This window comes from Saccharibacillus qingshengii (assembly GCF_013185195.1).
In the GTDB taxonomy this organism is placed as follows: Bacteria; Bacillota; Bacilli; order Paenibacillales; family Paenibacillaceae; genus Saccharibacillus; species Saccharibacillus qingshengii.
This window is the reverse complement of sequence record NZ_JAAZWC010000026.1, coordinates 43,919-67,035: the sequence shown is the minus strand read 5'-3', so window position 1 is coordinate 67,035 and position 23,117 is coordinate 43,919. Positions and strand designations below refer to the sequence as shown.

Here is a 23,117-nt window from a genome sequence, read left to right as displayed (position 1 = left end):
GGTTAAATCGTATCGTCGTCTCATGTCTTTAATTTAACAGATTTGAGGGCATTCTTGAAGTTTGCGTACAGGCCCTAAAAGAAGAATCGAAAATTTTGTGTCCGAAGATTTAAATCGTGAAGGGTTAAAAGCCTTATATGAAAAAGCATTATCTTTTCTATATACGGATGAGGGTCCAACTAAATACTCTCTCAAAGAGTATAACAAGATTGAAAATCTATTTGAATTAAAAGAAAAAGTAGTATTGCGTTGGTTAATTACAAGAACAACTGGAAGATTAAAGAATGAGTATGGAGTTAAAGCTATTACTGCGGCTAGGGAATCAAGATATCGTTGTAAATCATGTGGTTACCCAGATGTAAGAGCATTACATTTAGATCATATTCAAGGGAAGATAGAGGATGCAGATTTCGATTGCTTATGTGCAAACTGTCATAATATTAAATCCAGAAAATATGATTGGACAGGTAAACCAAGATAAATTATTTGAATTAGTTCGATAAGCACTTAACTTCAGATAACATAATATTCACGCTGCGGGCATACGTCCTTGGCCCGGCATGCGCCGGGTCGTGAATACAGGAACGTTATCTGAAACAACCATAATAGCTTATATTTTGGAGGTTACTCATGGCAGTATGGGATTACCAAGTCATTTTATATCCTCAAGATAATAAAGCGATTATGACAGAGGAAGGCATTGATTTTGTAGGGATTCATGAATTTTCTTTTGATCAGATTGTTGAACAATTAGTATCAACAGGGAAGGTAAAGAAAGGCTCGGTACAAAGGCAATGGAATTCGTTTGCTGAAGATTGTTACTACATTTATAAGGATAGAACAAATTTAATAGAAATTGAAATCAATGATGGAGTTAAAGAGGAGCAGGTTAGGACGCTATCGCTACGAACAAACATATATAAACCTGAGGGAGATATAAAATCACTAATCACACTGGCAAAGATGCTGAGTATTGAATTGGCTCTATCTATATGGGATATGAGACTAAAAAGTATAGTGGATAAAGAAGATGAAGAAAGCTTGCAAAGAACAATTCAAAATTATAATTCATACAAACAAAGATCGTAAGTATTTCAGGAAGCATGGTTGAATCAGATAACATAATATTCATGCTGCGGGCATACGCCCTTGGCCCGGCGTTCGCCGGACATGCGTCGGGTCGTGAATACAGGAACGTTAGCTAGAATTCGTCCTGTGTATCATTTATTCTTAGCTTCAATAAATAAAAAATAAAAATGTGCTCTAATTAATTGGTTTCTGATCGTTAAGATAAAGGAGATGCGCAAAAATGAGGTTAATACGAAATATCATTTTAATAATAGTACCTTTCTTTTTTCTTATTTCATGTGAAAATGAAAATGCATCTAAAATGAATGAGGTTAGTCAAATCTATATCTATCACAGTAGTTTTGGTATGCGTAATATGGAATATAATATAGATTTTGCAGATAAAAAGTTTTATACATATACTCGGAATATTGATAATACTACAGAAAGAGATAGTTCTCTCAAAAATAACGGGTAGGATGATGTTATTAATCTTTCAGATAAAAAGATACAAAGGTTTTTAAAGAAAGCTAATAAATATGAATTTTTAGATTGGAAAGAAGAATATGTAGATGATCAGATTTTAGATGGACATCAATGGGGACTAATTATTTCATTTACTGATGGAAGAAAACACGAAATTAAAGGATCGAATAAATACTCATCCACCTGGGAAAAAATGTATAGTGAATTCGAGACACTTACGGGAACAAACCTCTTATTATCAAGAAGTGGTTGGATGAAAAAATAAAGCAAATAATAAGTTGAAAGGGCTACCATCTATGATAGCTTGGAAAAAGAAGTGACCAACTTCAGCTAACATAATATTTACGCTGCGGACATACGTCCTTGGTCCGGCATTTGCCGGACACTCGACATGCGTCGAGTCGTGAATACAGGAACGTTATGTGTAACTTCCAATGTTTTGAAAACCTTTTTTTAAAGCAGAGGTGAAGCCATGCTTTAAAAAATTTTCACCTTCAAATTTTTTTGATTAAAATAAGGATTAAAATTTATAACATTTGTAGGTTTTCTAACGTCAATACTATAAACATAATAAAATGAGGTGATTATCATCTACACCAAATTGCTGATTGTGGTTATTAGTATAATTGTACTCTCAGCATGTGGAAGCACCAGGAATGATATAGGATTAGGAAATGAAATAAGTGAAACTACTACTAATCCTAGTCCAAAGCCTGTTGTTCGTTCTAATTTTCAACTTGCAAAAATGAAAAAAAATCAACTTGTCAATGAATCTGACACAATTATCTCTGGAACGGTTCTTTCTCAAAAAGTTGAGACGGATTTTGCTGGATTTCCGGTTACAGATACCTTGATTCAAGTCAAAAATGTTTATAAAGGAGAGCCGGGAAATACGTTAGAAGTGCGGGCGGCGGGTGGAGAGAGCGATGATATGATTTATATTATTGATCCGCCTACTAACTTTACGCTTACCGTTGGGGAAGAAGTTGTTCTGTTTCTTAGCCAAAATGGAGGAAGTCGACCCGACGAAGAATCATTTTATTACGTAGTCGGACAACCTCAAGGAAAGTTCAGTGTAGACGCTCAATCAAAAGGTGTTATCACAAATAGTCTGAACACTCATAAGTTTAACCTTGATAATCTTCGGAAAGAGATTGAAGAGTTGGAAAAGTATAATAAAAAACACAAGGTTCCACGATTGATATTACCAGAAGGACAAGAGAGTGACATCTAATATCAGTTTAATCAGTAATAAATGAATCGAGCATCGAAAAGAGGGTGTAAAACCTTTGGATCGATGTTTATTTATTAAAAGAATTATATTGCGAAGTCAAAGAAGAAGGGAGCAACACCTAACATAATATTCACGCTGCGGACATTCGTCCTAGGTCTGGCATTCGCCAGACACTCGACATACGTCGAGTCGTGAATACAGGAACGTTTAGTGAAATTCCAATGAGAGTTGTAGGATTGCGAAATGGTATAATATAACCATCAAAAGACAGGAGGGACAACGATGAAATGGCAAGAAGTACAACGGATTTTCCCGAACCAATTCGTAAAGTTTGAAGTTCTTCATTCTGAAAAAAATGATAATCAAGAGATCATTGATGATGTGGCCGTGATTGGCCCGATCAGTGATGAAGAAGCTACGCGTGAATTATTGAATAGTAAAGATAAGACGCTGGTTTATCATACTTCCAAAAATCAAATCGTTGTAAAAGTACGGAAAAATATAGGATTAAGGAGAAGTCTTTAAATGAATATTGAATATCGAGACGGACTGTTATTTACGGAAATAACAGTCCATTTTAATAAGCAAAAGAAAGTAACATCGAATATCGTGATCGATACCGGAGCCAGTCATACCTTGATTTCACAAGATGAAGTGGATGAAATCGGGATACAAGTGAGTATGGAAGATGACATCATAACCAGCTATGGGATTGGAGGTAAAGAGCATGCATTTAGTAAGAAGATCGAGGGTATACAGGTAGGAGATTTCATTTTAAAAGATGTATACATAGACTTTACTTCATTTAAATATCACAGCATAAACGGACTTTTGGGGCTTGATGTACTGACTGAAGGCGAATTTAATATTGATCTAAAGGCATTTGAATTATTTCGTTCATAAGAGATAAAGAACATAAGAAATTGAGTGAGTGAGTGATTCGATGAAGACTGGAACATCACTTAACAATATATTCACGCTGCGGGCACATACCCTGGGTCCGGAATACGCCGGATCTTGAATACAGGAACGTTATAAAAAACTAGGGCCTGTACGCAAACCTATTTAAGCCAGATCCGAATCGAAATTAAATCTAAAAAAGCCTTGAACATGCTCGCTGTCTTATCATAACGAGTCGCTAGGCGTCGGTAGTTTTCATTTTATTGAAAAAGCATTCGACTAAATGTCGTTCTTTATAAACGCTACGTCGTAAGTTGCTTCACACGGCACTTTTTCTTACTGGGAATCACAGCGATTGCGTTTTGTTCCTTTAAAAGAGTCCGAATCGTATCGGTATCGTAAGCTCGATCGGCTAAAATCTCACGGCTGGACAGGTCGAACTGAGATAGTATTTCGTATCCTTTGACCGAGTCGTGAGCCTGTCCAGGCGTTAGCTCGAACTTGAGCGGATTGCCCAGCGCATCGACAACCGCATGGATTTTGGTGGTCAGTCCGCCTCTTGATCTTCCAATCGCTTGCTTGTGCTGCCCCCTTTTGCGCCCGTTCCATGCTGGTGAACGCGCACAATCATCGTATCGAGCATCATTTGTTCGAAGTCCGGCTCAATCGCGACATGTTCCAAGATTTTGCCCCACGTTCCCGATTTCTGCAATCGCCAAAAGAAGCTATAAGCCGAAGACCAAGGCCCGTAATAATCCGGCAGATCTCGCCAAGCCGCTCCGGTACGCGCGACCCAAAGGACTGCATTCAGTCGATGCCTCCGATCTTTCGGAGGCCGTCCTCCTTGTGTTTTTCGTTCAGGGGGCAGAAAAGATTCAATAGCGTTCCATTCTTCGTCGGTTAAATCGTATCGTCGTCTCATATCTTTAATTTAACAGATTTGAGGGCATTCTTGAAGTTTGCGTACAGGCCCTAATAAAAATCGAAAAACACAACCAATTACCAGAGGATCTCAAGCGTTAATAGTGGAGAGGAGGAATAAATCGATGAATAAAAGTGTTGTGTTTCTTTTTTTGTTGGCTGTATCGGTTGTTTTACCTGGATGTACCTCGGATGTTGTTGACACCCCGATTTACGAGGGTAAACCTATAACGGTTGGCATTATAGGAGACTCCCCAGTTGTCAGAGAAAAGAATGTCAGTTTCGAAGAGATCCCCTTTAGCCAACTTGAAGAAGTAGATTCTTCATCAGGTTATGACGCTATTTTTATTACTAAGGAGAATTTATCCGAAGCCGCCGATCCGGTATATGCGAAGACGTATAAGAACGCAGGAGTCCCCTTTTTCTTCATAGAGTCTAAGAAGTCTTATTTGCCTTTTATAAACGAAGAGAAGGGTTATGATGAAATTCCTGATATACAGAATGGGACGTATGTTACCGGTTACTTGCAGAAGGATAAACAGTTCCAATATTGGGGATACGGATTATCCAATGACAAATTAAATATTTCTAATATTGAAGATGTTTACAGTAGGGTTTTTGAGACTATAGATCAAGTAGAAACAGAGAAAAATTAAAGAGAAAGTTAGAGATCGGAGATAAACCTGTAGAGACGCTAAGTGAAGGAAGGAGGTACAGAAAGATGCACAAAAGATATAATATCAAAGTACCTCGATCCAGCTACGTCCAAATGTTCGGTGCCATGCTCACTACTTATTTACTACTAGTCATACTTCAAAATGATGACGTTTTATCTGTATTTTTCATTATTATTTTATTGGCGGCTAGCCTTGTACAAGTCGTGATGTTGGTGAAGAGGAATTTAAATAAAAATCAAGATTTAGAAATTACCGAACATACAATCAAGATCAATAATAAGGAAGTTCCTATACACAAAATCGAAAAGATCATTATACAAGGTTATTTTATACCGAGTATTGGGATCAAACTATCCGGAAGAACGTTCGTTGCCATGCATTTACATTTTAGATTCAAGCATGATGAAGAGCGTAATGTGGAAGAATTAAAACAGTGGGCAAACATGAATAAGATTAAAGTAACGAATGGGACTATTTATAGATGGATATAGAGCCTGTACAAGTCAATCAACGGCATAGAGAAGTATTAAATAATCTGATGCAATTCTATATTTATGATTTTTCCGAGTTCCTCAATTTAGATGTAGAAGAGAATGGGAAGTATAGTCCTTACCCTTTGGATGATTATTTTAAAGAAGGAATCGACCAAGCTGCTTATGTGATTAAGCGAGAAGAGAAGTATGTCGGATTTGTTTTAGTTCGTTTAACGGAAGACCTTGGACTTCGCCAGTATTCGATTGCAGAATTTTTCGTATTAAAGAAGTACAGACGGGAAGGGATCGGGAAATCAGTGGCAGCTGATATCTTCAACCGACATCAAGGGCCGTGGGAAGTGCATCAGATTGAGAGTAATCCAGGAGCAAGGGAATTTTGGAAAAGAGTGATTAATGAATACACGAAAGGTCAATTTGAAGAGCGGATAGAAAACCGGAAAACCATACAAACGTTTACCCGCTAATTAAAGACCACGCCAGGCAGGGAGGAACAATGTGGGATTGAGAAAGCAGCTCTATTGTTAGAGTAGCAGTTGGAGGAAGGAACGCAGCATATGAATCCATATATCGAATACAAAACCGGAAATAAAGAGGAGAGACTCATTCTTCAAGCCATAACAATGAGATGGGGCAAGGAAGTAAGAGGAGCGCCCTTTTCGACTGCACGAAATAATTATCAAAAAGCATTTCCAATCCCTGAGTCCTTATTTAGCTGCTCTACGAGTTATGGTCTTCCTTACCATGAGCTTTTTATTGTACAAGACAAAAAAGGGATTGAGATGACCAATCAAAGAACGCCTATTTTAGATCCTTCTCAAAAAAGTTGGAGAATAGGAAATATAGAAATTGAACGAACAGACTCAGAATATCTGTTGACCTTCAATTACTCAAGCGATTGTGGCAAACCGGTAAGAGTGGATCGCTTTCATCATGCTTTAGTGGAGAAGGCTTTTGGATTAAAAACGAATGAATATGGCAGGATTGCTTATAACGGAAGACATATTTCGCAGGACACAGGGGAATGGTACTACGAATTACATATCATCAATGCCCTATCTACCGAAGATCAGAACCCGAATGTACTGATGGATAGAGAACCCTTAAATTCATACAACCAATTAGAAATTCTTTTCTAGCTAAGTTATAAGAAGGAGGAGAACAGGATCAAGAACTCTTCTTTTATAAAACATATCGAAAAAGCGAGCCTAAATCATGACCTCAAAGAATTGGAAAGACTCATTCATTCTGTGGATCTGTCGGAGCAGTTGGGATTGCACGGAGAATTAGATATAGAGACGTTAAAAGTCATTAAGGACCATAAAGATCAGATTGATATACATAAGCATGTTAAAGAGCATATGATTTGGTACTACTTCAGTCAGCAGGAGTGGACAGACGTTTAAACCCTACCGACTACAAAAACTCTTACGGAAGGACGGGATCTCCATGAGCCGCTTGCTGCTAACCTGTTGCGGTTTTTGTACGGAAGACATTACACATCAATTTCTGGGGTTTATTGATCGGGACACTTCTCAGTTAAAGGTCTCTATTATTACCACAGCCTCTCCCACGAGAAATAATAATAGACACGCGCAAAGAGCCATGCAGGAGTTCAAGGACATGGGCTTTCAGCACATCGATTTTGTGGATATCGAATTTGATGATCCGCAAATTCTGATGGATCGAGATGTGATCTATATTAATGGCGGCAATCCATTTACCTTATTGTATTACGCCAGGAAAAGTGGGGCTGACGAAATCATCCAAACACTGGCGGCACAGCATGTAATTATAGTTGCCGTAAGTGCGGGTACGTTATTACTAGGGCCGAATATTAACATCGTTAATTCATTTACTCCAGAGATGAACACCCTGCAGTTAACAGATTTGACGGCATTGGGTGTAACTGACAAGCTAATTTTCCCTCATTATGATCGAGAAGACATATTTATAGATCCTGCGAACCAAACCATTGAAGAGCGAATCGTAGAATTTGAAGCCCGGGAAAACTGTCAGGTGACAAGGCTCAAAGATGACGAATATATCTCGATCTCAATAAATCAAGCACATCAAAAGCCGTGATATAGGAACATTAGAAGAAAGAATTGTAATCAGGGATAGGGAGGATGACTCATGGGAATCGAACAATTATTTGGCGAATCTCCGACGTTCGAAACGAATCGATTATTACTGAGGAAGTTTTCGATGATGGATGCCGAAGATTACTATCAGATTGCCTCCGATCCAATCGTAACTTCGCAAACGACATGGGAACGGCATACTTCCAAAGAAGACTCGATCAAGTACATTCAAAAAGTGCTGGACAAATATAAAAGACACGAAGGATTTCACTGGGGGATCGTCTATAAATCAAGCGGACAACTGATTGGCAGGACAGGGTTGATCAGGATCGATCCGATCCATAACAAGGCAGAACTTGGCTACGTTCTTTCAAAAGACTACTGGAATCAAGGGATCATAACAGAGGCAACCAGCCAAATTGTAAAATATGGTTTTTCAGAACTTGGACTAAACCGTATCGAAGCTCAGTGTAATGTGAACAACCCAGGGTCTTATCGAGTGATGGAAAAGCTGGGGTTGGTAATGGAAGGCGTACTTAGAAAGCAATTAAAGATAAAAGGGGAATATTTAGATCAAAGAATGTATTCAATACTAAGATCGGATTTTGAGAGCGAATTCGAGGAACAGGAGAGATTGATATGATATTGAAAAAAGTCATAACTCACATAGATATACAAAGCGAATATAAAGAGTTTGTTGCGAAGTATATCGACCAAGTGCGCACCGAATTCAAAGAAAAGGTTCACAGCATATATATGTGCGGCTCCATTCCAAAAGGAACGGCTAAACCGTTTCAGTCGGATGCGGACTTCACTCTTTTATGTGCAAATTCCGCAGACATCGATTACGCCAAATTGTCTTCTATCAAAGAAAGGCTGTTGGCAGAATATCCATTCCTCACCAAGATTGATACGATCATTTGCTCGATTGACGATGTATTCAGCAAACCGCATGAGTGGGGTTTTTGGATTAAGATCATCTGCGTTTGTGTAGAAGGTGAGGATATGGGTGAACAAGCCCCCCCGATCCTTATTTCTCCCGCGTTCATTTTAGATTTGAATACGGAGACTCCGGAAGAAGTCGATCGTCTGCACCGTTTACTTGGCGAAGCGGATGGCCCGGCCCTGCAAAACAGATATATAAAAGGGTATTCCAAAAGATTGCTTCGTGCTTTATACTCTTTGATTTTGGAAGATACGGGGATCTGGGAAGATGACATTAGGAAGATGAAGAACGCTATAATCAACCACTCTGAGATGGATCCCGATTTGGTTGAATATCTGTATACGTGTTACTTGGATAGCGATGTGCAAGTTGAAGAGTTTCTGGGAAAGGCAGAAGAAATCTATCGCTATTTTGAGAATGCGCTGCAGACCATGGCGGCTAGGTTCTATCCAAATCCCGGCAAGTCCAACTCGAACATATAGGAGTGACTGTCACTGATCCGTTACAAGCTAAAAGAATGGAAAGACATTGTACCTTGGGGCGACGGTCAGAATCAGTTTTTACATTGGTTTGGCTTAACTTATTCGTACTACTGGTTTGATTTTCAAGGAGTCGAATTTCCGAAGTACAGTAAGGAGATCGTGAGTAAATGGCATGAACATCCGGAATTAGGGTTTATCGATTACCCATTCATGAGAATATTTGAAGATCTGTGTGAAGGGATTCGATTTGTAGAAGATCCAGTTCCCGATGAGGTTTTTCAACAGGTGAATTCATTGAAAAAGTTGGAGGCCTATATACAATCGTTGAAAGACTGGGTTGCAGGGTCGGAGGAGCAAAATAATGACCTTTTTTACGAAGCCTATGAAGTCGCACGGGAATGGTTGTATGGCAGAAGCTTGGATTTTGGATACTTGGTCGATTCGCCTAAATGTTTTTTGATAAGAAACGGGAATGAACTGTATGTTTATTGGATTGCAGCCTATCGAGATGAGCAGGGGATTCCATTTTGGGACAAACCCAAAGCCGTATTCTCTTGTGATTATCAGGAATTCATGACTTCGTTAATAAAAAGTTTCAAGGCGTTTGCTGCGGATATGCGTCAACAAATTTCGGATTTATTCGAAAACAAACCGGAACACGTACACATAGATCGTGAACAGATCCTTGCGGATCAAATTCACTATGAAGAACGGATTACCGAACTCGAAAATAAACGATTATTCTATGCGGATTCTCCAGACTGGAACTCTATTTTAAAACAGATCCGTGCAATTTCAAGAAATCGAAGCGAATAATGATTTGGGAAGCCCTACGTATTCGCGGGATAGACCCGCATGCAGCCAAACCAAACCTTTTCCGGAAACTCAGGCAGGCAGTCTGATTATAGAAGAAGCGACCTCTGAACTGATAAACAAGTATCCTGGGTTTGTAATATTTTCTGGCAATACTTATAGTAGTTCGGATAAGTTGGTGCGTATCGCGATGCGTTTCGAAGGAGAGAAGATTCCGGCTGCGAGTATACAGAAAAACATCATTAACGATTTATTCGCAGACATAGCGGTAAGAGCACAACAGCCGGATTGGAAACCTCTATTCCAAGATACTGAGATTGAGATTGTGGCCCTATCCGCTGTCGAAAATGAAAAGAAAGACCAGGAAATCTTGTTGGCAGCAAAAAAGAAAAACTCCAATCAGTTACAGTTTGTTCATTGAGAACAGTCATCGATCACAACCCAGGTAAAAATAATCGGTCTGGATGAAGGGAAGGCCGAAAATGTATTGAAATTTGTGTCTCACGTGCTGGGAGACATGGAATACGAGGAACAAGTGTTGCATGAACCGCTGAATGTCTTCAGTTGGATACGCTAAGGAGAGACTCTTAATGCCTATCATGAATGTACTTCCTATAGTCGCAAGAAAAATAAATCAAACAGGTATTCCCTACGTCATAGGAGGGTCGATGGCTGCAGTGATCAATGGCTGTACGTCAATCCAACCCAACGATATCGATGTGATCTTGCAAAACCCCGTGGATGTCGAGAAGCTCATATCTGCGTTTGAAGGTTTCTTGGGAGAGCCGCAGCCCACGGAAAATCCGGATATGTCCACTTGGATCTCCACCAAATCACATCGTGTCCTTACTTTTGAAGATCCTTCTAATCATATATGGACATTTGCCCGATTGCTGATTCAAGGCGTCAAAGTGGAAATAGCAAATATCAAGCCCGCTCACGATATTGAATATGTGCCGGAAACGGGGATATGGGAGAACGGTCCGGCTATTTGGCCGTACATCAAGCAGGTCACCATGGAGGATACACCGATACCTGTACTTCCGCTGGAAATCCAGTTGGAAACAAATCTAAACAGAGGACTTGAAGATCGAATTGCAAGTATACTCGATGTCTTTCGGAGAAAAGGATATGACGCCGAGCTGCTGAAGTTTTCACTGAGCAAAGAGAATCATCTGAAGATGAAGGAGATCCTTGATGAAAGTTAAGGGACTCTTATTGCTTCTCCTATCGGCACTACTCTCGGCTTGTCAAAGTCATCCTCCATCGACTGCTTCCAACAGCGCAGCCCAACCCGTAACGGCTTCTGAACAGCCTCCTAATCCAGGGAATATCGGTGAGGGAGCGGATTCTTCCGACAACGAACGGCTATCCATGAACGTCGGGAATTATGAGCTCAAAGGAGAATTTTATGAGGAAATGCATCGAAATCCTATCGATCAAGATTATGAACGAGAGTTCGATGCTTTTCAAAACACCACCAAGATTATGACAACCTTGGAATGGGGAGCTTTGGAAAGTAAATATGCAGAGATTTGGGATAAAGAGTTGAACCAGATCTACAAAAAGCTTCTTGCCAAGTTGGATCGCGAATCGAGAAAAGCACTAATGGAATCGCAGAAGCAATGGCTGCAGTATCATTTAAAAGAAACGAAATTTGTAGAGGATACGTTTATTTATAACGGTTATCTGGGATCGCAAGGAGTGGTGAGCCAAAGCCGGGTTACAAAGGAAAGAATCAGGGAAAGAACGATGCAGCTGTTTGAATATCGATATTTGCTGGATCGTAAAGTCGAGTATTTATATTCAAGTAAAAAATAGCGTTGAACTTTGGTCGAAAGGTTTTAAATGACTACTTCTTAAAAGGAGTAGTCATGCGAAAATCAAAATTACGATTTCTCCTGTTCTGATTGGCAGTGGCCTGCCGTCATTTCAGGGGCTGACGGAGAAGATTAATCTTTAACTGATGGATCATCGGGCTTTTGATTCCGGAGCCATAGGCCTCGTGATCGAACGGTTAGATGACTTGGTTTCCCAGCTTCGGAATCGATAGGAGAAATGAACGGATGAATACGAACGTTTGGGTTCCTCTGGAGAAGCTTCAAGACATGGATCCGATCTGGGCAGGCACAACAGTCCGCTTGTATGGGGTAGGTCTCCATGTGACAGATAAATCCGAAGACTATTATGACTATCTGGTTTCGTATATCTATGACAACAACGAATATTTGCAGTTAACGAACCTTTCGCCAGGCAAAGCGGGCAATATTATCTGTGTCATCCAAATGGATCAACCCCATTATTATGCGCGTGCAGGAAATTTGAAGGAAAGGATAGGGATTGAAAATACTTATGTACGGATGCCGTAGTTCAGGTCTTGAAAAACGTTCTGGCCTACGGCTCACTCTCCGGTTATCAAGGCGAAATCAAAATAAATTTCTGTGCGAAAAGGAGCTTGTGCTTATGAATTTTGTAATTGTTTTCGGGCCTCAAGCGGTAGGCAAGATGACCGTAGGGCAGCATTTGGCGGAAAAAACAGGGCTGAAGCTGTTTCATAACCATATGTCGATTGATCTGGTGTCCTCCTTTTTTGATTATGGAACGCCTGCCGGAAAACGGCTCGTCAGTCTGATCAGGCAGGAGATTTTTGAGGAAGTGTCCCAAAGTGATCTGAAAGGACTTATCTTCACTTTTGTATGGGCATTTGATCTTCAAAGTGACTGGGACTATATCGGGCAAATCTCGAACTTGTTCGAGTCGCGAGGCGGAACCGTATATCTCGTCGAGCTGGAAGCGGATCTGGAAGAACGGAAACAGCGCAATACAACCGAGAATCGATTGAGGCATAAACCGAGCAAGCGGGATATCGAATGGTCGGAAGGCCAGCTGATCGCAACCCACGAAAAATATCGGCTGAATTCACGTCCCGGAGAGATCAGCCATCCCAACTATATGAAGATAAACACGATGGATTTGGACGCCGAGCAGACCGCACGGATGATCCAAGACAGGTTTGGGCTGTGAAGAGGAAGGTGAATCGCCGGATTCGGATTATGATCTATTTGACGATCCTTCTTGCCTCTCTACCGGGGAACGGATTCGAAGTCTCGGCACAGGAAGATTCTCCGATTGAATACGCGCCGGACTCGGTCAAGACAAGCATAGCGAAGCAGTTTCAAGACCAGTACGCGTATTCGCTAAATACGGATAAAGCCGCTTTTAAAACAGATGGAGATTTCAGCCGCGCGGAGTTGGGCGAAGGGGCTGCCGTGTATCAAGTGGAGGCGGAAGACGCTTCTTTGAGCTTAAAAGGATATGAATTTCCGTTGATTCTGAATCGGGAAGTCGTCGGAACGATTGAGGCGGAAGAACAGCCGGAAGGGTGGACGATCTTCAATATCAGCAGTCAGTCCGATCTGGTCGAACATCTTCAAGAAGCGAAGCGGCAGGCCGGATCCAACGGCACTGTACAGTACGTACACGACCAAAGATATGCCATTAGAGGGTTTTATGTCCGAGATCAAGAACAGGAGTTTTTCTTGGACCTGAATACGAACCGAGTATCTGATCGGGAGAGTTTTGAACAGTGGATCCGTACTTTTGATACGGATTCACCGATCGGGCAGGCAGGGAACCCGGCAGAGCAGGAGGAGATTCAAGTAGGCGGAAGTTCCGTGACTGCGGATTCGCCCAAGCCTGTCCTTTTTCTTCAAGCTGCAGCCGCGGCGGTTCTGGTACTCGCAATAGGCGGTTTGCTGTATGCTAGAATCAAAAAGAACAGAGCATAACCATTTCAAACAACGGAGGATCATCGTTATGAATCAGCGTTTTCGTATCACCAGATCCATGCAGGCCGACCAGCCGAATCCTGCACTTTCTCTCGAAGAGTGCCGGGACTATTTTGCTTCCAAACCCGGCTTTGCGTATTCCGATACGCTGACGGTGAACGGACCCGAGAGCCGCATGTCGATCGAAGGCGACTTTTTTATGTGGCAGCAGGGCGACAAGCTTATTCCTTTTCGCTTGTATGCGGGGGATTTGTATGTGGCACCGCCGGATGAAGAAGTCGTTAACCGGATGATTGCGGTTGCCACCGACCTGCGCGCGGATATCGTCGAAGGCTGAAGTTCCCGGCAGCCGTGTCGCTTGAACCGCCGCATACTGCATACCGGCGACCTATCCAGCCCGAAAGGAGTCTCGTGATGCCCAACTCCAGCAGCACGCCGGCCAAAGGGATTCCGATCGGACTGATCGGCCCGGAGGCACTGGTTCAGAAAATGGTCACAGTAATTCGCAACTTCCCTTCTTTCGACCCGATCGCGCGGGGCTGCACCGAAGAAGAAGTCCCGCGTCTGGCGGAAGAGACGGCAGCCGAAGCGGAAGTGCTGCTTCTGTCGGGACCGATGCCTTATGGCAGAGTCAGACAGGAGACGCGGCTGAGCATCCCTGTGCATTACGTGCCGCTTACGGATACCGGGCTGTTTCGGGCGTTGTACCGGTTGAAAAACAAACAGGGACTGGAGTCTTCTTTTCGATTGACGATCGATACGCTGAGCAGGCCCATGGTCGAGAACGCGTTCAAAGAAATCGAAGAGACTCTGGTAACGGCCGTGTATTTCGACGGACCTTCTTATACGCCAAGCGAAGAGCTGATCCGGTTTCATCGGCAGCAGTATGAAGAAGGCGGCAGCCAGGCGGCGCTGACGGCGGAAGAATCTGTCTCGCGGGCCTTGACGGAACTCGGAATTCCCAACGAATGGGTGGTTCCGACCGATTCCAATATTACGGTAGCGCTGGAACGGGCGCTGCTGTCGACCGAGACGAGAAAAAGCAAAGAAGCGCAGATCGTGGTGGGCATGGTGAATGTCGATAATTTCGGCAAATCCGTCCAGCAGCATTCATCCGAACACGAAATCCAGAAGTTGAAGCTGGAGATCCACCGCACCCTGCTCGATTACGTGGAATCGCTGGACGGCTGCCTGACGCCTATAGGCAGCGACGAATATTTGTTTTTTACGACACGGGGGATCTTCGAACGGGAAACCGGCGGCTACAAGTCGATTCCGCTGGCCCGCAGCGCCAATAAACGTCTGGGTCTGACTTTGAGTATGGGGGTGGGCTTCGGACGTTCGGCCAACGAAGCAGGTACGCTGGCCCGAAGCGCTCTGCGCAGATCCAAAGAAGCCGGAGGCAATGCCTGCTTTATTCTGCGGGAAGACCACTCCATTATCGGACCGCTCGAAATGGCGGCTCCTGTGGAGCAGGCTGCGGCGCTGACCGACCCGGAACTGATCCGGACAGCCGAAGAAGCCGGCATGACATCCGCGTATTTGAGTCGACTGATGAACCGTTTCGCCCGAACCGGCGTTACCGACTATACCGTGCATGAATTGGCGGATATCCTCGATATCACCGTCCGGAGTATGCATAGGCTGCTGCTGCAGTGGATGGAGAGCGGCTTGGTGGAAATTTCCGGCATGGAGAAAGTACCCAAAGGAAGACCCCGGCAGATTTATCGGCTGGTTCTGTTGGCGGGAAGATCGGTCAATTCATTCGATACAGGGAGGCCCCGTTAAGAGGGGAACCTCCCTGTTTTGCTGTAATTTAAAGACTATTTAAAGTCCTGTCTTTAATGAAAAGCAGCGGCTATACTGGATCTAATCATCCGGCATTCGGCCCGGCAAAGGAGAGACAGATATAGATACGATTGCGGAATTGGAAATGAAATTGGCGCAGCCTTCGGATAAGTTGATTGCCGAGCTGGCGGCACTGGATAGCGATCTCATGCTGCTGGGCGTGGGCGGCAAGATGGGGCCGAGTCTGGCCCGGCTGGCCGTTCAGGCGATCCGTGCGGGCGGCACCCGCAAACGGGTCATCGGCGTCTCTCGCTTCTCCAACGAAGCCGCAAGGCGCGAACTGGAAGAAGCCGGAGTCGAGACTCTGGTCTGCGATCTGCTGAACGACGAAGAGCTGCAAAGTCTGCCCGAAGTGAGAAATGTTCTTTATATGGCCGGAAACAAATTCGGAACGACCGGCAACGAACATTTTACCTGGGCCATGAACGCGTATCTGCCCGGCAGAGTCGCGGAGAAGTTCAAAAATTCGCGGATCGTCGTATTCTCGTCCGGCAACGTGTATCCGTTTACTTCGGTAGGCCTCGGCGGCGTGACGGAATCGATCGTTCCCGCGCCGACAGGGGAATATGCCCAGTCCTGTCTGGGACGAGAACGCATTTTTGAACATTTTTCGCATGAATACGGGATTCCGATGGTGATCTACCGGCTGAATTATGCGATCGATATGCGCTATGGGGTGCTGCTGGAGTTGGCCCGATCCGTACAAAACGGACAGCCTATTTCCCTCACGACCGGACATGCGAATGTGATCTGGCAGGGAGACGCCAATGAGATGGCTTTGAGATGTTTGAGTGTCTGCAGCTGCCCGCCGAATATCGTTAATATTACCGGTCCGGAGACGATGTCGATCCGCTGGGCCGCCGAAGAGATCGGCAGGCGCCTGGATCGACGACCGGTCTTCGAAGGCGCGGAGTCGGATACGGCGCTGCTCAGCAACGCGTCCAAGTCGCATCAGCTGTTCGGCTACCCGCAGGTGTCTCTCCTGCAGATGATCGATTGGACCACCGACTGGGTACTGAACGGGGGAGAAACCTGGAATAAACCGACGCATTTTCAGGAGAGAAAGGGGAACTTTTAGATGGGTTACAAGCCCCTGTCGCCCGAAATGGGCAGAGCGCTGCATGACGGTCTTGTCATTCCGGCGCATCCGCTGGCTCTGGACGAACGGCGCAGGCTGGATGAACGCCATCAGCGCGCGCTGACGCGCTATTATATCGCTTCCGGTGCGGGCGGCATTGCGGTAGGCGTACACTCCACGCAGTTCGAAATCCGCGACCCGTCTATCGGTTTGTACGAACCGGTCCTGCGCTTGGCAGCGGAAGAAGTGGAACGTGCGGAACTGAGCCGGCCGTTTCTCAAAGCAGCCGGGATATGCGGGCCGACCGAGCAGGCTCTGGGCGAAGCGCAGACGGCCGCCGCGCTCGGGTATGAGGCCGGGCTGCTGAGTATGGGCGGTTTTGAAGGGGATTTCGGCTTCTATATGGGATATCGGGTGAACTTTGAGCGTGCCAACATTCAGTTCGACGGTGCGGAGGTGACCGTGAATCCCAATGACGGACCGAGCTTCGTCCCCGAGCTTTCGGCGGACAGCGGATACTACGGCGAACTGGTCTATTTCCTGAACGCCGTGCTGAGCGATCGGCCGATTGCGGTCTGCACGCCCGAGAGTACAGCCGCCACATTGGCGGTGATCCGGGCGGAAGCGGCTTCCGCTTCGCAGGAAGGAGCCTGGGTGCCGGTTGCCGAACCGACCCATCATCCATGATCCCTTCGGGAACCAAGCTGGTGATGATCGGCGATTCGATTACCGACTGCGGGCGCATGCGTCCGGTAGGGGAAGGCAAAGGAGAGTCGCTGGGCAGCGGTTACGTCTCCCAGATCCAGGCTCTCCTTGATTCGACCTATCCCAAGCTGAACCTGCGTATGGTCAATATGGGCGTCAGCGCCAATACCGTACGCGAACTTCGGGAACGCTGGCAGTCCGATGTGATCGATCTGCGGCCGGACTGGATATCGGTCATGATCGGCATCAACGATATATTGAGGCACTATAACCGCCGTATGCTGACGGAAAGCCATGTTTCGCTGGGCGAGTACGAAGAGACGCTTGAGAAGCTGGTTGAGGAAGCCAAAGTTTCGGGCGTGCGTGAGATTCTGCTTATGACCCCTTTCTTTATCGAGAGCAGCCCGGATGATGTTCTTCGGCAGATGAGTCTAACGTATGGGGCCGCCGTGAAGCGGATCGGCGAGCGGCAGGGCACCAGGTTCGTCAATATTCAATCCGCGTTCGACCGTTACCTGGAGCATCACTATTCCCTGGAACTGGCCGCGGACCGGGTTCACCCTTCGCAGACCGGACATATGATTATCGCCCGGGAATGGCTGCAAGCGGTCGGTTATCGGTGGGACTAAAAGCTGCCAAAGGCAGAGCGAATGACCTGTGCAAAGCTGCAGGTCATTTTTTTTAATTTGGCTCTGAGCCGGAAGGATATTTCTGGAATCCGGCGAATTATGATAATGGGAACACTTGTTGGGTGTTTTTAGAAAGGAGCTGTGGGATGAACAATCTATTCGAATCTTCGGCCATGCAGGAAATCCGGCTGCGGATCGAGCGGCTGAGCCCGGATGCTCGGCCGCTCTGGGGAAAGATGAATCCGGCACAGATGCTGGCGCACTGCTCCGCTTTTCAGGACATTGCGACCGGGGAATCGACGGTTCCTCGAAGCGGGCTGGGGCGGGTGATCGGTAGATTTGCCAAACCGGTGTTCTACAACGACAAGCCGCTTCCTCTGAATATGTCCACTATTCCGGCGATTCTGATGGACGGGGAGCGGAAGTTCAATCCCGAGAAAGAACGGCTGCTGCGGCAGATCGAGCGCCTCGGAGAAAAAGGACCGCAGTCCTGCGAAAAGCAGATGCATCCGTTCTTCGGCCGGCTGTCCGCCGAGGAATGGGGCAAAGGCTTGTACAAACATCTGGACCATCACCTGAAGCAGTTTGGCGTGTGAATCAGGAACGGCAAGGAGAATCAAGATGACGATAATCAGTATGGAAGGAGCGAGCGCAGCCGGCAAGACGACGACTTCGGCAGCTTTCACAGCCCGCCAGCGAAGAGGATTCGAACTGAACCTCACCTTTATCGAACCGCAGCAGCGGTATTTCCGCGCGTTGAACGAGTTCTGTCCGGGACTTGTGCAGTTTATCGAATCGGTCGATATCCAGAGCAGCGTCGCGCAGATTGAACCAAGTCTGCCGGGGAGCCGGAACGATCATCGATATTCGCTGGAGCTGTTCGATTTTATGGTGAACTGGCTGGCCGCGAATCCGGCGCATCCGGGCGGCAGGCCAAATCCTTTTTTATCACATTCGGATTGACAGAGGAGCGGAATAGGAATGAGCGGGAAAATCGATTACAAAAAAGACTACAAGGCTTTCTATGTACCCAAAACCGTGCCCGAAATCATTGATGTGCCCTCTATGCCGTTTATCTCGATCGAAGGAACCGGCGACCCGAACGCAGCCCCTTTCGCCGAATCGACCGGAGCGCTGTACAGTTTGACCTATGCGGTAAAAATGTCCTACAAAAGCGATAACGTACCGGCCGGTTACTACGAGTACACCGTATTCCCGCTGGAAGGAATCTGGGATCTGGTCGACCATACGAAACCTTCGACGGACAAAAGCAATCTGAAGTTCAAGATCATGATCCGTCAGCCGGATTTTCTGACCCCGGAACAATACGCACGTTTCTTCGAACAAACGAAGAAAAAAAAGCCCAACCCGAGACTGGACGACCTGCGTTTTGAAACCTTGGAAGACGGTCCTAGCTGCCAGATGATGCATCTCGGCAGATTCGAAGACGAGCCCGCCAGCTTTGCCCGGATGGAAGCGTTCTGCGAAGAAAACGGATGGACACGCAAAAGCAAGCTGCACCGGGAGATTTATTTGTCGGATCCGAGAAAAACCGTGCCCGAGAAACGCAAAACGGTACTGCGTTTTGCCGTGGAAGCGAAACGTACGGATTCGTAAACCGGCGTGATTCGTTTTCTGCCGTGTCCGTGTCTTCCGCCTGCGGAATCGTTTGTTTTCGGTCCTTGCCTTCGGGCAAGGGCTTTTGTTACGATGGAGGAAAGAACAGGAAAAAGGCCGCCCGAAGGGCGGCCTTTGAACCAAATGAGAGGAGCAGCAGCCAAAGTGCCAAAGCAGGCGGCCTTACTGCTTCTTTTCTTCCATAAACCACAGCGGATCGTCGCAATCTTCTTCGCCGTTGTAATTGATCAGAATTTCGTCGCCTGCTTTGATATCGGTATAGGCATAAAAATCGAAGGTATGCTTCTCAAAGCTGATCTCGTACGTCGCATTGGGCGTATAGGAATGGTTGAGCAGGCTGCCGTAACCGAGCAGAATTGCGGTATGGTTGGCTCCGTACTCAAATACATAATCGGCCAGTATCGTTTTCTCGATATGTTCATGGTCGTCATTGTCGTAAGCGACAACAGGCGCCTCATGGATCAGTTCGCCTTTGGCGATATCCCGGGTAGCGAATACGCCGCGGGTAAATTCGCCGCCGCTGAGTTTGGAATGTTTGATTTCGATCATGGATTCACCTTCGCAATTCTTGGATTGGGTCGTTCGGCCCGTCCGGGCGCACCCATTATTGTAGCCCAACCGACGAAGAACGGCAAGGAAATGCCTCGCCTGTGCAGGCGCTGTGCGTATCCGAGTGTTTACATACAAAAGGGGAATGACATATGGACCACGCACAAAAAGACTATATCATATCGGGCAGCCGCGCAGAGCGTTACGCCTGTATCGAGTACACGCCCTCTCATGAGATTGAATATTACTGCTACGGCAGAATGATCGAGAATCGGATGCCGGCGCGCCTGGAATGGCTGCTGCATGAGCATGGGGAATTGGTCAGACAGGTTGTCTTGACTCTGCTTGACGATGTGGAGGAAGAAATCCGCACTTACGACCTGCGCCTGGAAAGTACGGGGCAGAAAATCTTCGATCTGACAATCATCGACGAAGATCTTTCTTTCTTCACCCGGTATGCGCTCAGCGACGGCTATCTGGAACAGTATCCCGGCGACGATCTGCCGAACGGCCCGGCGGAGAAAAAGTCTTCATGAAACTTCGACCATCGACAAAGGGAGGTGCGGCGGATGAACGCGGCGGCTATCGTTGAACGGTTTCGTCGTCACGGCGTTCGCTGCGACCGGGGACTGACGACAGAAGAGTTCCAGCAGATCGAAACGCTTTACGGACTGCGTTTTCCGCCGGATCTGCGCGAGCTGCTGACGTTGGCCCTTCCGGCAGGCCAAGGATTTCCGGAGTGGCGCAATTTTTCCGTGAATAATCAGGTTCGGATTCACTCGCGTCTGCGCGCTCCGCTGGAAGGCATACTGTTCGATATCCGGCAGAACGCATTCTGGTACGAAGGCTGGGGAGAGCGTCCCCGTGAAACGGAAGCGGCCACGGCTAAAGCGGTTCGCGAATATGCCTGCGTTCCCCGGCTGATTCCCGTGTATTCCCACCGCTATATGCCCGAGTCGCCGCATGAAGCGGGAAATCCGGTTTTTTCGGTCTATCAGACCGACATCATTTATTACGGAGCGAATCTGGACGAATACTTCGGTATCGAATTCAGGGAAAAAGAGTATGCGGAGATGAATAGCGAACAGATCAAATCTATTACGTTCTGGAAGGATCTGACGAGCTGATATGCAAAAAATATGGATCGTCGGTATTGTGGCCAGCGGCAAAACGACTCTGGCCCGGCAGTTGTCGGCTCGAACGGGAATCGACTGGTATGAGCTGGACGATGTGGTGCATCAACGCAGCGAAAAAGGGCACAAAAGAACGCCGGAGCAGCAGCTGGAAATCATACGGAGTATCGACCGGAACGGATCCTGGATTCTGGAAGGGACCGACCGGTCTTCCTATTCCTATCTGTACGACATGGCGGATACGGTCCTATTTTTCGACCCTCCTCTGTGGAAAAGAAGAATACGGATCGTCACGCGTTGGATCAAGCAGAAGACCGGGCAGGAGACAGCGGATTACAAACCCGATCTGGCCATGCTGAAGATGATGTTTTGCTGGACAAACGAGTTTGAACGCACACGTCCGGATTTTGAACAAAAGTTGGCTCGGTATGGCGATAAAGTGCTGCGAATTACGGATCAAAAAGCGGTCCGGCGGCTGCTGGACAAGGCGGAATCCACGGGGGACAGCGTAGAACGGCAAAAATAGGCGTACAGGAGAGTGCGGAAGAATGCGGGTACACGACAACGAAATCATTTCTTATCAGATCAACCTTAAGGAAAGCGAAATCCGGATGAATACGGAATACGATAACGGAGTTATGCGTTTCTGGAATGAACTCGTATTCTCGGGCGTACAGGCCCATTATTTCGAAGACGAGCTGCCGGGCAGCCTGATTCTGGACATCTCGATCCTCGAAGTGGAAGACCTATTTTCCTGGCCGGATACGATAGAGCTGTTGCATAAAAGGAAAAATTACGGTTGGCCGATGAATTATGACACCTTGGAGAATCTGCAGAACCAGCTGAAGGCGGAAGGGTATAACGTGTACGTCATCTCTGCCTCTTACGGACTAAGCGGCTGGATCTTGGCCAAATCGTGCAGCGAAGCGGTGACGGGCGGGGAAGAATTGTGATTTTCCGGGAAAAAGCAGCCGACATCGCGGAACGTTTGGCTTTGAAGCCGCTGGAATTTTCCTGCGCCGTATTGAAAGCGATTGCCTAACCTGCACAGCCGCTCCGCCCGTTTACAGCTTCAGCACCGTAATCGGCTCTCCGTCGGTAAACTCGCCGTTGTCTCGGAATCCGAAACTTTCGTACAGACGCTTGGCGTTCACATTATCGGCTTCGTACGGAATCCAGCAGTAGGAAGCCGGTCCGGCGGGAAACGTACGGACGAACTCCAGGATTTTCGCCATCGCTTCCCGGCCATAGCCGCGGTTTTGGAACCGTTTGTCGATCATCAGACGCATGATGCAGTAGCTGTCGTCCACAATGGACGGAAGCTCGTAGCCGGTGTCGCCGTGAATGATCATAACGAATCCGACCGGTTCTTCGTCCGCGTAGATCGCAAACGGAAACGGGCGGCTTCCATTGGTGAGCAGCACGTAGCAGGAAGCGACGCTGGACAGATTCGAAGCCACGTAGCCTTTTTGAGTGTCTTCGACTTCCAGATTAAAAATGGCGCGCCGGTTTTCCAGCGTGATTTTGCGGAGAGTAATCATGGATATGGCTCCTTTGCTTGCCGTTTTGGTCTTGCTTAGAATGGACAGATCCGAAGCGAATAAAGTTTTGTTTTTTAAAAAATAGAAAGGTCAAAAGGAGCGATAC

At 46.3% G+C, this 23,117-nt stretch carries 34 protein-coding genes and 1 pseudogene; 31 read left to right on the top strand and 4 right to left on the bottom strand.

What is annotated here, in order from left to right; translation table 11 throughout:
- The first annotated feature begins 97 nt into the window (after window positions 1-97).
- The 5 genes from HRQ60_RS18845 to HRQ60_RS18825 all read left to right on the top strand — a co-directional run bounded on the left by HRQ60_RS18845 (window position 98) and on the right by HRQ60_RS18825 (window position 3,691).
- Entirely contained in the window at window positions 98-481 is a 384-nt protein-coding gene (locus HRQ60_RS18845) for a hypothetical protein (protein ID WP_172198759.1), read from the top strand.
- A gap of 149 nt (window positions 482-630) precedes the next feature.
- The gene (locus tag HRQ60_RS18840; RefSeq protein ID WP_172198757.1) at window positions 631-1,089 is read left to right on the top strand and encodes a hypothetical protein; all 459 of its coding nucleotides are present in this window, start codon (window positions 631-633) and stop codon (window positions 1,087-1,089) included.
- Between the two features lie 1,045 nt (window positions 1,090-2,134).
- Window positions 2,135-2,788 (top strand): hypothetical protein, encoded by a 654-nt coding sequence (locus HRQ60_RS18835; RefSeq protein WP_172198755.1) that lies wholly within the window; start codon window positions 2,135-2,137, stop codon window positions 2,786-2,788.
- 282 nt (window positions 2,789-3,070) lie between these two features.
- The gene (locus HRQ60_RS18830) at window positions 3,071-3,313 is read left to right on the top strand and encodes a hypothetical protein (RefSeq protein WP_172198753.1); all 243 of its coding nucleotides are present in this window, start codon (window positions 3,071-3,073) and stop codon (window positions 3,311-3,313) included.
- The gene (locus tag HRQ60_RS18825) at window positions 3,314-3,691 is read left to right on the top strand and encodes a retropepsin-like aspartic protease (protein WP_172198751.1); all 378 of its coding nucleotides are present in this window, start codon (window positions 3,314-3,316) and stop codon (window positions 3,689-3,691) included.
- A 299-nt stretch (window positions 3,692-3,990) separates the two neighbouring features.
- On the opposite strand, the gene HRQ60_RS24145 is transcribed toward HRQ60_RS18825, so the two are convergent.
- Window positions 3,991-4,227, bottom strand: coding sequence for a transposase (locus HRQ60_RS24145; protein WP_425501713.1), 237 nt, complete (start codon window positions 4,225-4,227; stop codon window positions 3,991-3,993).
- Between the two features lie 8 nt (window positions 4,228-4,235).
- On the bottom strand, window positions 4,236-4,610 hold the full coding sequence (locus HRQ60_RS18815) for an IS5 family transposase (protein WP_172198749.1): 375 nt from the start codon (window positions 4,608-4,610) through the stop codon (window positions 4,236-4,238).
- Between the two features lie 124 nt (window positions 4,611-4,734).
- Between HRQ60_RS18815 and HRQ60_RS18810 the strand changes: the two genes are divergently transcribed.
- The 22 genes and pseudogenes from HRQ60_RS18810 (at window position 4,735) to HRQ60_RS18705 (ending at window position 19,767) form a co-directional block, all read left to right on the top strand.
- Window positions 4,735-5,265, top strand: coding sequence for a hypothetical protein (locus HRQ60_RS18810; protein WP_172198747.1), 531 nt, complete (start codon window positions 4,735-4,737; stop codon window positions 5,263-5,265).
- Between the two features lie 65 nt (window positions 5,266-5,330).
- Window positions 5,331-5,777 (top strand): hypothetical protein, encoded by a 447-nt coding sequence (locus tag HRQ60_RS18805; protein ID WP_172198745.1) that lies wholly within the window; start codon window positions 5,331-5,333, stop codon window positions 5,775-5,777.
- Window positions 5,768-6,244, top strand: a complete 477-nt coding sequence (locus HRQ60_RS18800; protein WP_172198743.1) for a GNAT family N-acetyltransferase — start codon at window positions 5,768-5,770, stop codon at window positions 6,242-6,244. The genes HRQ60_RS18805 and HRQ60_RS18800 overlap by 10 nt, the downstream gene beginning before the upstream one ends.
- 90 nt (window positions 6,245-6,334) lie before the next feature.
- Window positions 6,335-6,916 (top strand): hypothetical protein, encoded by a 582-nt coding sequence (locus tag HRQ60_RS23505; RefSeq protein ID WP_216671643.1) that lies wholly within the window; start codon window positions 6,335-6,337, stop codon window positions 6,914-6,916.
- Between the two features lie 310 nt (window positions 6,917-7,226).
- Window positions 7,227-7,862, top strand: a complete 636-nt coding sequence (locus tag HRQ60_RS18790; RefSeq protein ID WP_172198740.1) for a Type 1 glutamine amidotransferase-like domain-containing protein — start codon at window positions 7,227-7,229, stop codon at window positions 7,860-7,862.
- Window positions 7,863-7,913: 51 nt separating this feature from the next.
- Window positions 7,914-8,504: a GNAT family N-acetyltransferase gene (locus HRQ60_RS18785; RefSeq protein WP_172198737.1), complete on the top strand. Its 591-nt coding sequence runs from the start codon at window positions 7,914-7,916 to the stop codon at window positions 8,502-8,504.
- A complete protein-coding gene (locus HRQ60_RS18780) occupies window positions 8,501-9,289 on the top strand; it encodes a nucleotidyltransferase domain-containing protein (protein WP_172198734.1) in 789 nt (262 codons plus the stop codon). Before HRQ60_RS18785 ends, HRQ60_RS18780 begins: the two co-directional genes overlap by 4 nt.
- Window positions 9,290-9,295: 6 nt before the next feature.
- Window positions 9,296-10,105: a DUF5984 family protein gene (locus HRQ60_RS18775; RefSeq protein ID WP_343044743.1), complete on the top strand. Its 810-nt coding sequence runs from the start codon at window positions 9,296-9,298 to the stop codon at window positions 10,103-10,105.
- The gene (locus HRQ60_RS18770) at window positions 10,077-10,523 is read left to right on the top strand and encodes a hypothetical protein (protein WP_172198728.1); all 447 of its coding nucleotides are present in this window, start codon (window positions 10,077-10,079) and stop codon (window positions 10,521-10,523) included. The genes HRQ60_RS18775 and HRQ60_RS18770 overlap by 29 nt, the downstream gene beginning before the upstream one ends.
- 169 nt (window positions 10,524-10,692) lie before the next feature.
- On the top strand, window positions 10,693-11,310 hold the full coding sequence (locus tag HRQ60_RS18765; RefSeq protein ID WP_172198724.1) for a nucleotidyltransferase family protein: 618 nt from the start codon (window positions 10,693-10,695) through the stop codon (window positions 11,308-11,310).
- The gene (locus tag HRQ60_RS18760) at window positions 11,300-11,923 is read left to right on the top strand and encodes a lysozyme inhibitor LprI family protein (RefSeq protein ID WP_172198721.1); all 624 of its coding nucleotides are present in this window, start codon (window positions 11,300-11,302) and stop codon (window positions 11,921-11,923) included. Before HRQ60_RS18765 ends, HRQ60_RS18760 begins: the two co-directional genes overlap by 11 nt.
- A 245-nt stretch (window positions 11,924-12,168) precedes the next feature.
- Window positions 12,169-12,471 (top strand): hypothetical protein, encoded by a 303-nt coding sequence (locus tag HRQ60_RS18755; protein ID WP_172198718.1) that lies wholly within the window; start codon window positions 12,169-12,171, stop codon window positions 12,469-12,471.
- 94 nt (window positions 12,472-12,565) lie between these two features.
- Entirely contained in the window at window positions 12,566-13,126 is a 561-nt protein-coding gene (locus HRQ60_RS18750; protein WP_172198715.1) for an AAA family ATPase, read from the top strand.
- Between the two features lie 29 nt (window positions 13,127-13,155).
- The gene (locus HRQ60_RS18745; RefSeq protein ID WP_172198712.1) at window positions 13,156-13,890 is read left to right on the top strand and encodes a hypothetical protein; all 735 of its coding nucleotides are present in this window, start codon (window positions 13,156-13,158) and stop codon (window positions 13,888-13,890) included.
- A gap of 28 nt (window positions 13,891-13,918) precedes the next feature.
- Complete coding sequence (locus tag HRQ60_RS18740; RefSeq protein ID WP_172198709.1) at window positions 13,919-14,227, top strand: hypothetical protein; 309 nt, start codon at window positions 13,919-13,921, stop codon at window positions 14,225-14,227.
- A 77-nt stretch (window positions 14,228-14,304) separates the two neighbouring features.
- Window positions 14,305-15,678: a GGDEF domain-containing protein gene (locus HRQ60_RS18735; RefSeq protein ID WP_172198706.1), complete on the top strand. Its 1,374-nt coding sequence runs from the start codon at window positions 14,305-14,307 to the stop codon at window positions 15,676-15,678.
- A 121-nt stretch (window positions 15,679-15,799) separates the two neighbouring features.
- Window positions 15,800-16,816, top strand: coding sequence for an NAD-dependent epimerase/dehydratase family protein (locus HRQ60_RS18730; RefSeq protein ID WP_172198771.1), 1,017 nt, complete (start codon window positions 15,800-15,802; stop codon window positions 16,814-16,816).
- A pseudogene (locus HRQ60_RS18725) lies at window positions 16,817-17,203 on the top strand (dihydrodipicolinate synthase family protein); the annotation flags it as partial.
- A gap of 296 nt (window positions 17,204-17,499) precedes the next feature.
- Entirely contained in the window at window positions 17,500-18,150 is a 651-nt protein-coding gene (locus HRQ60_RS18720) for an SGNH/GDSL hydrolase family protein (protein WP_172198703.1), read from the top strand.
- 146 nt (window positions 18,151-18,296) lie between these two features.
- Window positions 18,297-18,746: a DUF1569 domain-containing protein gene (locus HRQ60_RS18715; RefSeq protein WP_172198700.1), complete on the top strand. Its 450-nt coding sequence runs from the start codon at window positions 18,297-18,299 to the stop codon at window positions 18,744-18,746.
- Window positions 18,747-18,771: 25 nt separating this feature from the next.
- Window positions 18,772-19,113 carry a hypothetical protein gene (locus tag HRQ60_RS18710; RefSeq protein ID WP_172198698.1) on the top strand — a complete coding sequence of 114 codons (342 nt, stop codon included), beginning with the start codon at window positions 18,772-18,774 and terminating at the stop codon, window positions 19,111-19,113.
- A gap of 18 nt (window positions 19,114-19,131) precedes the next feature.
- The gene (locus HRQ60_RS18705; RefSeq protein ID WP_172198695.1) at window positions 19,132-19,767 is read left to right on the top strand and encodes a GyrI-like domain-containing protein; all 636 of its coding nucleotides are present in this window, start codon (window positions 19,132-19,134) and stop codon (window positions 19,765-19,767) included.
- A gap of 183 nt (window positions 19,768-19,950) precedes the next feature.
- On the opposite strand, the gene HRQ60_RS18700 is transcribed toward HRQ60_RS18705, so the two are convergent.
- Entirely contained in the window at window positions 19,951-20,337 is a 387-nt protein-coding gene (locus HRQ60_RS18700) for an SET domain-containing protein (RefSeq protein WP_172198692.1), read from the bottom strand.
- Window positions 20,338-20,489: 152 nt separating this feature from the next.
- Between HRQ60_RS18700 and HRQ60_RS18695 the strand changes: the two genes are divergently transcribed.
- The 4 genes from HRQ60_RS18695 to HRQ60_RS18680 are packed head-to-tail and all read left to right on the top strand — an operon-like array spanning window position 20,490 to window position 22,423.
- Window positions 20,490-20,873 carry a hypothetical protein gene (locus HRQ60_RS18695; protein WP_172198689.1) on the top strand — a complete coding sequence of 128 codons (384 nt, stop codon included), beginning with the start codon at window positions 20,490-20,492 and terminating at the stop codon, window positions 20,871-20,873.
- 33 nt (window positions 20,874-20,906) lie between these two features.
- Complete coding sequence (locus HRQ60_RS18690; RefSeq protein WP_172198686.1) at window positions 20,907-21,464, top strand: SMI1/KNR4 family protein; 558 nt, start codon at window positions 20,907-20,909, stop codon at window positions 21,462-21,464.
- Between the two features lies 1 nt (window position 21,465).
- Window positions 21,466-21,996, top strand: coding sequence for a P-loop NTPase family protein (locus HRQ60_RS18685; RefSeq protein ID WP_172198683.1), 531 nt, complete (start codon window positions 21,466-21,468; stop codon window positions 21,994-21,996).
- Window positions 21,997-22,018: 22 nt separating this feature from the next.
- A complete protein-coding gene (locus HRQ60_RS18680; RefSeq protein WP_172198679.1) occupies window positions 22,019-22,423 on the top strand; it encodes a hypothetical protein in 405 nt (134 codons plus the stop codon).
- A gap of 111 nt (window positions 22,424-22,534) precedes the next feature.
- On the opposite strand, the gene HRQ60_RS18675 is transcribed toward HRQ60_RS18680, so the two are convergent.
- Entirely contained in the window at window positions 22,535-23,011 is a 477-nt protein-coding gene (locus tag HRQ60_RS18675; RefSeq protein ID WP_172198676.1) for a GNAT family N-acetyltransferase, read from the bottom strand.
- Window positions 23,012-23,117: the final 106 nt, after the last annotated feature.